This window comes from Microcystis sp. LE19-41.2A, from assembly GCF_027530405.1.
Taxonomy (GTDB): Bacteria; Cyanobacteriota; Cyanobacteriia; order Cyanobacteriales; family Microcystaceae; genus Microcystis; species Microcystis aeruginosa.
Map to the genome: position 1 here is coordinate 1 of NZ_JAPZQJ010000473.1, position 10,203 is coordinate 10,203.

Sequence of the window (10,203 nt, forward strand, 5' to 3'; positions counted from 1 at the left end):
TTGTTCGGGTGTGGGGTAAAATCGAAACGAATAGGCTTTTTCCATACCTCACATTTTAGCATATATTTCGTAAACGATGCTCATATTTAACAGTAAAGCCGTCGTAGAACGACGGGGTTTCAGACCCAAATTTTCGATGAAGATAGTTTCACCAATTTGCGCTCCAAGCCCAGGTTTTAGTTTGCATTCTTCCACTGTTCCAATGCCACCTTCGTGTGACTGTACCATTCTGAATTTGATTACGATTAGGCTTGCCCTCGTAACGCGCCGATAGACCAACCAGTGCCTTCGGCATCGCAACTAAACTCACAGTTTCAATCAATGGGCATGGTGCGTTCCCAAAAATCGATCGGTGGAGCAGTAGGAGCCAGATTAGGGGACGCACCCTAGGGCTGAAAACGGAGATTTTGAAGAGATCGCACTTGAGCAATGGTTTCAAAATCACGGTCGTTGTGAATCAGAAGCAGATCATTTTCCAGTGCCGCTTGAGCAATACAGCAATCAATTGGGCTGCGAACAGTCAATCCTTGACGACGCAGATCATAGTAAATACGTGCAGCCGCTTGCCAGGAAGAAGGCCTGAGTTCAACATAATCCTGCACTTCGAGGTAAGTAGAGAGGATTGTCCACTCTTGCTCGTTTAAGCTCCCTTGAAGCAGTTCAAGCTGGGTAAAGCGGGTGAGTAAAATCTCACGATTTGCAATTAACGTTTCCAGTTGCTGGCGAACTTGACCACTGCGATCGCGGAAGACGCTGATCCACACAGATGTGTCAATCAGCAACATGACGAGTTTCACGTAGGGCTTTATAATCAAAATCTGGAGCAAATTGAATTTGTCCGGCAAGGTCGAGAAGGTTTTTCTTACGACGGGATCTTACGAATTCTTGTAGAGCAAGATTCATTAGTTCCTCTTGGGTGGTGAGGTTAGTCAGTTGAAAGGCTTCCTTGAGAAGCGATTCATCAAGGTTGAGGGTAATTTGCATAGGATGGATATTAGATTGAAGTATAGCTGATTATTCTCTTTACATTTTAATCCGATAGATGACTAACCCACCTCTGGGCATATTTTTGTTAGTTGGCTCTCAAGCTTTAAGCTACATACGGCAATGGCGTAGTGCCTTCGGCATCACACTTAAACTCACAACTTCAATCTATGGGCATGGTGCGTTCCCAAAAATCGATCGGTGGAGCAGTAGGATCCAGATTAGGGAACGCACCCTACAAGCTCGGCGATCGCACTTTCCCTATATTACGCCCAAAAGCGTGTTAGCCAGATTAGTTTACTGCAAACAATCTACTTTAAGGAGACTGATCACAGAAGCTTTCTAGGATTCTAGCAAAGACTCTTAGATCTGACTGCACTTTGTCACAAAACTTCACTATTATTTTGACACTCTTAATAGTTGGAGAGGAAACATTGATCGCCAAGTCTGGTCAATTTTTGTCCAAAGTATTTGAGGAAATGACCTGAATAAATAGCCAGACATAGTGCTATTTTCTTAGTTCCCAAAAAGCTGACCATCCTCGCGCTTTTGGCGAATTTAAGACCATTGAATAGGGGAAATTAACCGATAATTAATAACTGGTTGGGGTGCGTTAATTTAAGCAATAACACACCCTAACTTTGTATTAATGCAAGAAATGACGAATGCCTGTTAAGACCATAATTAAACCTAACTCATTAGCGGCATTAATCGAATCCTGATCTTTTAAAGAACCTCCGGGTTGAACAATTGCCTCGATACCAAACTGGGCCGCCGTGCGAACAGAATCATCAAAAGGGAAAAAACCATCACTAGCTAAATAGCCACCTTTAGCCGCTTCCCCTGCTTGTTCAAGGGCAATTTTCACCGAACCAACGCGATTCATTTGCCCCGCACCAACGCCTAAAGTAGTTTGATTTTTTGTCACCACAATAGCGTTAGATTTAACGTGCTTAGATACTTTCCAAGCAAACAGTAATTCCGCTAATTGTGCGGGGGTAGGTTGTTTTTCTGTCACCACTCGCCACTCATCCGGAGTTTCCACCACGTCATCGGCCGCTTGTACTAGAAAACCGCCAGCGATAACTTTTACTGTTTGTTTTTCTCCCGTGGTTAAGTCCGGCAGCAATAAAATCCGCACTTTTGACTTTTTAGCAAGGATATCCCGGGCTTCAGGGCTACAATCGGGGGCAACCACGCATTCTAGGAAGGTTTTCGTTAATTCTTTAGCGGTTGCTTCATCTATGGCTTGATTTAGGGCAACAATACCCCCAAAAGCGGAGGTAGCATCGGCATGAAAAGCTTTAGTATAAGCTTCCACTAAACTACCACCGATCGCCACTCCACAGGGATTAGTGTGTTTCAAAATAGCGGCAGCCGGTTCTTCCCTGCCGAATTCGGCGATTAAACGGCGGGCTGCTTCTAAATCGACTAAATTGTTATAACTTAGTTCTTTTCCCTGTAATAAGGTCGCTTTTCCCCAACCTTGAGCCATTGTACCGCTGCCGTACCAAGTGGCACTTTGGTGGGGATTTTCGCCGTAACGCAGGGTTTGCAGGGCATTTCCCGCCAAATTAAAGCGAGTCGTTTCCCCGTTTAAGCTGGCGAAATAGGCAGCGATCGCACCATCGTAGGCATTGGTTAAAGCGAAGGTTTCCCCCGCCATTTTTTGACGGAATTCCAGGGAGATTTCGCCGTTATTTTGCCGTAATTGGCTTAAATACTGCTCGTAATACTTCGGGTTACTGATGACAGTCAAATGGGCGAAATTTTTAGCTGAGGCGCGTAACATCGCCGGACCACCGATATCGATTTGTTCGATCGCCTGAGCGGTGGTAACATCAGGATTAGCGATCGTCTGTTCAAAGGGATAGAGATTAACCACCACCAAATCAAAAGGACGAATTTGATTAGCCTCCATTTCCGCTAAATCTGACTGCCAATCCCGTCTAGCCAAAATACCGCCATGGATGCGAGGATGGAGAGTTTTCACCCTTCCGCCCAAGATTTCAGGAGATCCTGTATATTCTCCCACTTTAATCACGGGAATTCCCTCCGATTGGAGCGTTTTGGCGGTTCCTCCACTGCTAATAATTTCAAAATCAAATTCTTCTGTTAGCTGACGGGCAAAGTCAACTATTCCGGTTTTGTCAGTGACGCTGATCAGCGCTAAACGTCCCATAGTAGTGATCTATAAGCAACAATTTCAGTATATCTCAGTCCTAACCCGTTAAAAATTAAAAAAAGTAGGTTAGTAAATAATCAGCTGCTTCTATATTTTTATCTCTCAAATAGCAACTTATGCCAAGGCAATTTTTCAAGTCCTCCTTGAAAGATTTAGTCTGACTTGTTAAAAAATACAGGATTTTTCAGGGTAACGAATTCGATCGAGATTAGTGAAAACCTCTTGGCAACCGTCATCGCCAAATGTTCTCAGATTACCATCATCTAGGAGAGTAGCCACTTCTGGTAAACTGGTACCACTGGTACTTAGTTCGAGGTTATCTCAAAATAATCTGGAGGACGAGCTTTTCCCTCATGTCTGACGTTTATCTAATTGGTGGCCCCAATGGTTCCGGGAAAACCACCGTCGCTAAAAAAATTTTACCCAACTTTTTAGGCGTTATCGAGTACGTTAACGCCGATGAAATTGCCGCCAGACTCTCACCTTTTAATCCTGAGTCGGTTGCTATCCAAGCAGGACGGTTGATGTTAGAAAGGCTGATAACACTGAAGTGCCAAGGAATAGATTTTGCTTTTGAAAGCACCCTGGCAGCCCGACATTTTGCCCGTTTTTTGAGAGACTGTCAAAGTTCTGGCTATAGGCTCAATCTTATTTATTTTTGGCTACAAAGTCCACAATTAGCTTTAGAGAGAGTTCACAGAAGGGTAGCCAGTGGCGGTCATAATATTCCTGAAGATGTGGTTCGTCGTCGTTATGAGCGGGGACGTAATAACCTCATGCAGTTGTATTTACCTTTATGCCATACTTGGGTTATCTATAATAATTCTGGGGATGAGCCGCACTTAGTTGCTGAACGTCCCTTCAATCAACAAGTCATTATCTATGACTCCTCTATCTGGCAACAAATAACCGAGGCAGCCCATGACTGAGCCAATTCCTGATAAATTATCGGAACGAATCGATACAGGTGTTAGAGTCGCAATCGCAGAAGCAATTGAGAGACACCGCCTCTTAGGAGAGTCTATCAGCATTTTCAAAGATGGCCAAATTGTCACCTTAACAGCCGCGCAAATTCCGCCAAAACTTGCCAAAAAAACGGAAGTGTAAAAAATTGGTTGACTGTATCAAATTTCACTATTCATAGAAACAGTTTCACCTATCCGAGGGATTTATATAGGGCTTGCTGAATAAATGTGAAATATAGACGAGGTAAGGGTTTTAGGGTTCTGTTTTGCTCTCACAGGTGCAAGATTTTGAGAGAATCTTCGTTCAAAACCTTGCGTCTTCATCGGCCCGTGTCCTGTAGGGGCGAAGCATTCGGGCAATAACCTATCGGTGAAACCGTAGATTTTCTATCCGAATGCTTCGCCCGTACTTTTTCAGCAGACCCTATATAGATGTCGGTTTTAGCAAATTCCCGTTACGAAAATCAAAACTACATAGTATAATGGTACTGTTAATTATTTTTGGAGGTGTAAATATGAGTCTAACAGAAAAACAAAAAAACCTTTTGCGATGGATAGTTAAAGAAGTACGGGCTGATCATCTTAAAGAGGACAGTATTTGGTACTACTGTCCGACTGTTAACAGTCATCTTTGGGTAGATTACAATGGTTTTGATAGCACTCCTTATGTCGAATTCGCAACCTTCGATATATTAGAAGAATATGATTATGTTAAATGGCAAAAAAAAGACTCGAAGTCCGTTCAATACAAGGGCGCTCTAACAGGAAAAGCTTATGAAGCGGTTGATTCTAACTTTGCTGAACCCGATCGCTCGGCTATTCCTCATCTAATTCCCTTAACTGAAGTTGAACATTTAGACTCCGAACTATGGGAGAGAGTCCGTTTTTCTGTGAGTGCGGGTGGAGATAATCCAAAAGCGTGGGATACTGCGATTCGCAATGCGACAGTGGTTTTAGAGGACCGCATGAGGAAACTGGGAAATATTGATAATATTAATCAAAAAGCCACGGGTAATGGTATTGTTAACCTAATTTTTGGAAGTAATAAATCTGTACAAAAAGATAAGCTTCCATCAGAAGAATTAGAGGCATACCGTGATTTATATTCGGGTACAATGAAGCTTTTTCGTAACCGTTACGCTCATCGATTCATCGATCCTAAACCAGAGGAGGGTGGAGCAATTATCGTATTCATCGATTTATTATTGAAGATGCTAGATGATTTAGATTGGGAGACAGAAAACGAGAATACATAAATCTCTAATTCTTGTCTAGTTTAACGGTGGATTACGCTGAAGCTAATCCACCCTACTGTAGGATAATTGTCTTCTAGCTTCGTAGAGGATGACAGCAGTAGCGATCGCAACATTTAAAGATTCCACACCGCCAAAGAGGGGAATTTTCACCGTTTCATCGGCTAAAGTCGCTAATTGGGGCGATAAACCGGCTCCTTCATTGCCTAACAAGATTAAAGTCGGACGGGTAAAATCAATCTCCCAGTGGTTTTTGGTGGCTGTGGGTAAAGTCGCGATCGCTTTTACCCCCTGTGCTTGATATTTTTTCACCAAAGCCGATAAATCCGATTCTACCACCAGGGGCGATCGAAACCATTCCCCGGCGGAACTGCGGATCACTTTGGGGTTATCGATTTCGACGCTATCAAGACTTAACCAGATACCCTGTACTTCCGTAGCCACAGCAGTGCGAATAATAGTGCCGAGATTACCCGGATCCTGCAATCTTTCCAAAACTAAGCCCAATTGTAGCGGATTTGGGGGGATTGGATGAAGGTGATGACGGGAAATAGTGGCAATCACACCATCGGGATTAACCGTGGTTGCTAGGGAAGCGAGGACTTCCGGGGAAACTATCTCGACTCGTTTGGCTTGATTTTGAAGCTTCTCTGCTAATTCTCCCTGTCTTTGCTGCCACTTTTCAGTATAACAAACCGTCTCTAGGGAACAATTCACGGCTAAAGCTGTCTCTAATAAGTGGGTTCCCTCAATTAAGGACAAATTCTGCTCCTGTCGCTCTCTAGTGCGGTGTAGCTTGCGAATTTGCTTGATTAAAGGGTTTTGAACACTGCTAATCATAGCCGTTACAGGAGAGCGATCGAGATTATAGCCAATCGGATTTTTCACCCCGCTAGGGCTGCCCTAAATAACTACGTTTTGAGGGAGATAATGCGGAACTCGGGACTTGAACCCGAAAGTCTTTGCAGACACTAGAACCTGAATCTAGCGCGTCTACCAATTCCGCCAGTTCCGCATTCTTCTTTCACAATCTTTTATTATACTATCGGAGAATCCATAAGTCAAGATAGTTCAGATAATTAAGACAAAAATCGCTTTTCGGGGTAGAATCACCAATAATTTCCTCAAAAATCTGATAAAATGCAGTCTAATTTTACCGAAGCTCTCCTTAGCCAAGACTGCCAACCAAGATAAATGAATCATCCTATGACCATCGATACCGAGCATCCCTATTTAGAAATTCAAGGTCGTCACTCTCTCAAGGGTGAAGTCAAGATCAGTGGTGCCAAAAATGCCGCTCTAGTGATTATGGCGGGAGCTTTACTCTGCTCCGACGAGTGCCAGATTGGTAATGTACCTGCCCTGGCCGATATCGAGCGGATGAGTCAAATTCTCTCGGCTTTGGGCGTGCAAGTCCGTCGCACCGGAGATAGACTAGAGATTGATGGCAGAGACCTCCAACAAGCTCAAGCACCCTACGATCTCGTCTCCCAGTTGCGAGCCAGTTTTTTCGCCATCGGACCGATTTTAGCCCGTTTAGGAGAAGCAAAAGTTCCCCTCCCCGGCGGCTGCGCCATTGGGGCCAGACCAGTAGATCTGCACGTTAGAGGCCTACAGTCAATGGGTGCAGATGTATTAATCGATGGCGGCATGGTACACGCCCGCGTTAAGGGTAATGGTCGTCTGAAAGGGGCGAATATTTATCTGGATTATCCCAGTGTGGGAGCGACGGAAACCCTAATGATGGCGGCGACTTTAGCGTTCGGGGAAACCATTCTCGGTAATGCGGCCCAGGAGCCAGAGGTGATTGATTTAGCCGATTTTTGTGTTTCCATGGGGGCAAAAATTCGCGGTGCTGGGACCAATACAATTGTCATCGAGGGAGTTTCCCGTCTGCACAGTACCGATTACAGTATCATTCCCGATCGCATTGAAGCCGGGACTTTACTGATAGCTGGGGCGATTACCCACTCAGAAATTAGTCTTTATCCCGTGATTCCCAGCCATTTAGCTTCGGTAATTGCCAAACTGCACGAAATCGGTCCGGAAGTGGTGGAAGATGGTCCCAATCGTCTCCGGATTATCCCTAGAGACTTAAAAGCCACCGATATGGAAACCCTGCCCTATCCCGGTTTTCCCACGGATATGCAGGCCCAATTTATGGCTCTATTAACTTTAGCCGAGGGCAGTAGCGTGGTTAATGAGACGGTTTTTGAAAACCGTCTGCGTCATGTGGCCGAATTAAAGCGTCTGGGAGCAGATATCAAGGTCAAAGGAAATGTGGCTTTAGTGCGCGGTGTGCCTTTCCTCTCCGGGGCGCCGGTGATGGCCACGGATCTACGCGCTTCGGCAGCTTTGGTGGTGGCGGGATTGGCAGCCCAGGGGACTACTATTGTGCAGGGACTCCATCACCTCGATCGAGGTTACGATAATTTAGAGGGTAAATTAAGAGCATTAGGGGCAAATTTACGCCGGGTTGATCCTTTAGCCTTAGAATTGGCTACCCTGACCCAATCTTAATAGAAAAAGGGCGAAGCATTCGGGCAATAACCTATCGCTGAAACCGGAGATTTCCCATCCGAATGCTTCGCCCCTACAGATATTATCTGACTTTTTCACCGCCTATTCATCGGCTGTAAAATAACGCTCTAGAAAATCGAGAGCATGATTTCTTAAATCATAATATTCTTGAGTTTCTCGCATGGCGTGACGATCCCGGGGATGGGGAAAAGGCACTGTTAAAATCTCACCGATATTAGCATGGGGTCCATTGGTCATTAAAACAATGCGATCGGACATGAAAATTGCCTCATCTACATCATGGGTAATCATAATCACCGCTTGCCGGTGACTCTCCCAAATTTTCAGCACTTCCTGTTGTAATTTTCGCTTAGTTAAAGCATCTAAAGCCCCAAAAGGTTCATCCATCAATAGCATTTTCGGTCGAGTTACCAAAGCGCGAGCGATGCCCACCCGCTGCTTCATTCCGCCGGAGATTTCTTCGGGATATTTATCAGCAGCGGCCGTTAAATGCACCATAGCTAAATGTTCATTAACAAGGCTATTTTTTTCAACTTTACTAGCACTTTTAAGAACTTCATCCACCGCCAAGCGAATATTTTCTCGCACTGTCAACCAGGGTAAAAGAGAATAATGCTGAAAAACCATCATGCGGTCAGCCCCCGGTTTACGAATTAATTTTCCTTCTAAAGTGACCTGTCCCGAGGAGGCTTGTTCTAAACCGGCGATAATTTTTAAAAGCGTCGATTTGCCGCAACCGGAATGACCGATCACCGAAATGTATTCTTGGGAACCAATAGTCAGATTCACCCCATCAAGAACAACAAAATTACCGCCATCAGCCTTAGGATAAGCTTTAACGATATTTTTAATCTCTAAAAATTCCTCCCCGGAAAAGGAACTTGAGAGCGAGTTAGGAACAGAGGAGAATTGGGCCATAATAATTAATTATCCCTGCAAATAAAAGAATTGAGGTGAATTGGCGCGAATTTCAAAACTGTTGAGATAACCGACGAGATCGCTAGGATCAAAAGCTTTTTGATCGATAAAGTCCCCCGGCGGTACGACGTAATAATCCTCGCTGGGACAAACAATACCCATATCGTCGGCGATTTGACGGTATAAATCGGTTTTCCAAGCTTTTTTAGCTACTTCTTCCGCATTTTTGGGTATTTCAGCAATCTGTCCCCAGCGAGCGGCTTGGGTGATTAACCAAAGACTTTCGGATTGCCAGAGAAAGGTGGAATGATCGTGATCGGCTTTGGCAATATCTTTCGGCATGGCGAAAAAAATTGTCGTCGCTAGATCCTCAACCAGACGTTTTCGATCATCGAAACCCCCATAGTTGTAATCCCCAACGATGCCGGGGCGGGTAAATTGTGGTTTTGCCCCTGTAAACGAGCGCCCGGAAATGATCGTCGCTACTTCCTCTCGATTTTCAGGTCGATCGCAATACTGACAAGCTTCAATCATCGCTTTGACTAAAGAGCGATAGGTTTTCGGGTTTTCTTCGATAAAAGACTCCATCACCGCTAGAATGCGATCGGGGTGTCCTTGCCAGATTTCCCGTCCCTGGGCAAAGGTAAAACCGACCCCTTCGTTACCCCTAATCGCCCTAGTGTTCCAGGGTTCGGCCACCATATAAGCTTGCATTGTGCCAATACGCATATTGTTGACCATCTGCGGCGGCGGAATAATCAAAAGACGAAATTCTTCGATCGGATTAATGCCCATCGATGCCGTCAGGTAACGCAGGAAGTATTCATAGATGGAGGAACTCAAGACCACCGCCCAGATGCGCTCTTGCGGGGGGATACTCTGGAAATAGGCTTGCAGTTGCCGGCCCGCTTGCTCAAGATCGCCATTATACTCTTGCCAAGGTCGAAGGCCAAAATCCCACATCGGCCGGTTCATGGTCATAGCGTTGCCGTGACGATGAATAGTCATCGCCCCACACAGAGGGGCAACCCGCGCCTATGGGGGGATAGAACAAAGATGGTTGCTAGTTGAAAGTCAAGCTAGACAAGAATCAGACTTGAAAAAATTAGAGAAAAAAATCGAGCAGGAAAAGAATTGGGCATAAGAAAAAATCCGCCAACTATCCCAAAGAGAATTTGAGAATAGAGCGGTGGCGTTGGCGATAGTCAAGGGATTATCTGAATCCTTAAAATATCATCAGTTAACGGAGATTAAAGTCAATCTCATTCCGCCTGAGTCTCAGCAGTCAAAACTTAAATCAAAAGACGATTTGCCCTCTCAAAGCTATCAGGTTCAAGCCGAATTAGAGTTGAATTTG

Annotated in this window: 13 protein-coding genes, 1 tRNA gene and 1 pseudogene; 6 read left to right on the forward strand and 9 right to left on the reverse strand. The window is 44.8% G+C overall.

The genetic code is table 11. The annotated features are described in order from the left end of the window. The 4 genes from O9290_RS28280 to O9290_RS20155 form a co-directional block, all read right to left on the reverse strand. On the reverse strand, positions 1-45 hold a 45-nt coding region (locus O9290_RS28280), incomplete at its 3' end, for a helix-turn-helix domain-containing protein (protein WP_353737100.1). Positions 46-48: 3 nt separating this feature from the next. Next, positions 49-228 carry a hypothetical protein gene (locus O9290_RS20145; RefSeq protein WP_288087461.1) on the reverse strand — a complete coding sequence of 60 codons (180 nt, stop codon included), beginning with the start codon at positions 226-228 and terminating at the stop codon, positions 49-51. A gap of 158 nt (positions 229-386) precedes the next feature. Beyond that, positions 387-785, reverse strand: coding sequence for a type II toxin-antitoxin system VapC family toxin (gene vapC / locus O9290_RS20150; protein WP_002785628.1), 399 nt, complete (start codon positions 783-785; stop codon positions 387-389). Continuing rightward, positions 772-984, reverse strand: a complete 213-nt coding sequence (locus O9290_RS20155; protein ID WP_041804466.1) for a type II toxin-antitoxin system VapB family antitoxin — start codon at positions 982-984, stop codon at positions 772-774. Before O9290_RS20155 ends, vapC begins: the two co-directional genes overlap by 14 nt. A 58-nt stretch (positions 985-1,042) precedes the next feature. Between O9290_RS20155 and O9290_RS20160 the strand changes: the two genes are divergently transcribed. After that, positions 1,043-1,330, forward strand: a complete 288-nt coding sequence (locus O9290_RS20160) for a hypothetical protein (RefSeq protein WP_288054724.1) — start codon at positions 1,043-1,045, stop codon at positions 1,328-1,330. Positions 1,331-1,630: 300 nt separating this feature from the next. On the opposite strand, the gene purH is transcribed toward O9290_RS20160, so the two are convergent. Beyond that, positions 1,631-3,166, reverse strand: coding sequence for a bifunctional phosphoribosylaminoimidazolecarboxamide formyltransferase/IMP cyclohydrolase (gene purH / locus O9290_RS20165; RefSeq protein WP_288054726.1), 1,536 nt, complete (start codon positions 3,164-3,166; stop codon positions 1,631-1,633). Positions 3,167-3,522: 356 nt separating this feature from the next. Here purH and O9290_RS20170 point away from each other — a divergent pair, with 356 nt between their 5' ends. The 3 genes from O9290_RS20170 to O9290_RS20180 all read left to right on the forward strand — a co-directional run bounded on the left by O9290_RS20170 (position 3,523) and on the right by O9290_RS20180 (position 5,390). Next, complete coding sequence (locus O9290_RS20170) at positions 3,523-4,098, forward strand: ATPase (protein WP_288054728.1); 576 nt, start codon at positions 3,523-3,525, stop codon at positions 4,096-4,098. After that, positions 4,091-4,276, forward strand: a complete 186-nt coding sequence (locus O9290_RS20175; RefSeq protein ID WP_002752778.1) for a hypothetical protein — start codon at positions 4,091-4,093, stop codon at positions 4,274-4,276. The genes O9290_RS20170 and O9290_RS20175 overlap by 8 nt, the downstream gene beginning before the upstream one ends. 373 nt (positions 4,277-4,649) lie before the next feature. Next, a complete protein-coding gene (locus O9290_RS20180) occupies positions 4,650-5,390 on the forward strand; it encodes a TIGR02391 family protein (RefSeq protein ID WP_155120381.1) in 741 nt (246 codons plus the stop codon). A gap of 42 nt (positions 5,391-5,432) precedes the next feature. Here O9290_RS20180 and O9290_RS20185 read toward each other — a convergent pair whose 3' ends face one another. Beyond that, a complete protein-coding gene (locus O9290_RS20185; RefSeq protein WP_288054730.1) occupies positions 5,433-6,227 on the reverse strand; it encodes a TrmH family RNA methyltransferase in 795 nt (264 codons plus the stop codon). Positions 6,228-6,318: 91 nt separating this feature from the next. Further along, positions 6,319-6,402 (reverse strand) — tRNA-Leu (locus O9290_RS20190). 191 nt (positions 6,403-6,593) lie between these two features. Here O9290_RS20190 and murA point away from each other — a divergent pair. Continuing rightward, the gene (murA, locus tag O9290_RS20195) at positions 6,594-7,907 is read left to right on the forward strand and encodes a UDP-N-acetylglucosamine 1-carboxyvinyltransferase (protein ID WP_002758620.1); all 1,314 of its coding nucleotides are present in this window, start codon (positions 6,594-6,596) and stop codon (positions 7,905-7,907) included. 102 nt (positions 7,908-8,009) lie between these two features. Here murA and O9290_RS20200 read toward each other — a convergent pair whose 3' ends face one another. Next, positions 8,010-8,846 (reverse strand): ABC transporter ATP-binding protein, encoded by an 837-nt coding sequence (locus O9290_RS20200; protein ID WP_002758618.1) that lies wholly within the window; start codon positions 8,844-8,846, stop codon positions 8,010-8,012. Positions 8,847-8,855: 9 nt separating this feature from the next. Then, positions 8,856-9,866: a CmpA/NrtA family ABC transporter substrate-binding protein gene (locus O9290_RS20205; protein ID WP_288054732.1), complete on the reverse strand. Its 1,011-nt coding sequence runs from the start codon at positions 9,864-9,866 to the stop codon at positions 8,856-8,858. A 16-nt stretch (positions 9,867-9,882) separates the two neighbouring features. Between O9290_RS20205 and O9290_RS20210 the strand changes: the two are divergent. Then, positions 9,883-10,203 (forward strand): annotated as a pseudogene (locus O9290_RS20210) (IS1634 family transposase); the annotation flags it as partial.

Bases quoted from the DNA above. Each gene is read 5' to 3' on its own strand.
- O9290_RS20200 (WP_002758618.1), bottom strand. From the start codon at position 8,846: ATGGCCCAATTCTCCTCTGTTCCTAACTCGCTCTCAAGTTCCTTTTCC.
- O9290_RS20185 (WP_288054730.1), bottom strand. From the start codon at position 6,227: ATGATTAGCAGTGTTCAAAACCCTTTAATCAAGCAAATTCGCAAGCTA.
- O9290_RS20160 (WP_288054724.1), top strand. From the start codon at position 1,043: ATGACTAACCCACCTCTGGGCATATTTTTGTTAGTTGGCTCTCAAGCT.
- O9290_RS20145 (WP_288087461.1), bottom strand. From the start codon at position 228: ATGGTACAGTCACACGAAGGTGGCATTGGAACAGTGGAAGAATGCAAA.
- vapC (WP_002785628.1), bottom strand. From the start codon at position 785: ATGTTGCTGATTGACACATCTGTGTGGATCAGCGTCTTCCGCGATCGC.
- O9290_RS20175 (WP_002752778.1), top strand. From the start codon at position 4,091: ATGACTGAGCCAATTCCTGATAAATTATCGGAACGAATCGATACAGGT.
- O9290_RS20155 (WP_041804466.1), bottom strand. From the start codon at position 984: ATGCAAATTACCCTCAACCTTGATGAATCGCTTCTCAAGGAAGCCTTT.
- murA (WP_002758620.1), top strand. From the start codon at position 6,594: ATGACCATCGATACCGAGCATCCCTATTTAGAAATTCAAGGTCGTCAC.
- O9290_RS20180 (WP_155120381.1), top strand. From the start codon at position 4,650: ATGAGTCTAACAGAAAAACAAAAAAACCTTTTGCGATGGATAGTTAAA.
- O9290_RS20170 (WP_288054728.1), top strand. From the start codon at position 3,523: ATGTCTGACGTTTATCTAATTGGTGGCCCCAATGGTTCCGGGAAAACC.
- purH (WP_288054726.1), bottom strand. From the start codon at position 3,166: ATGGGACGTTTAGCGCTGATCAGCGTCACTGACAAAACCGGAATAGTT.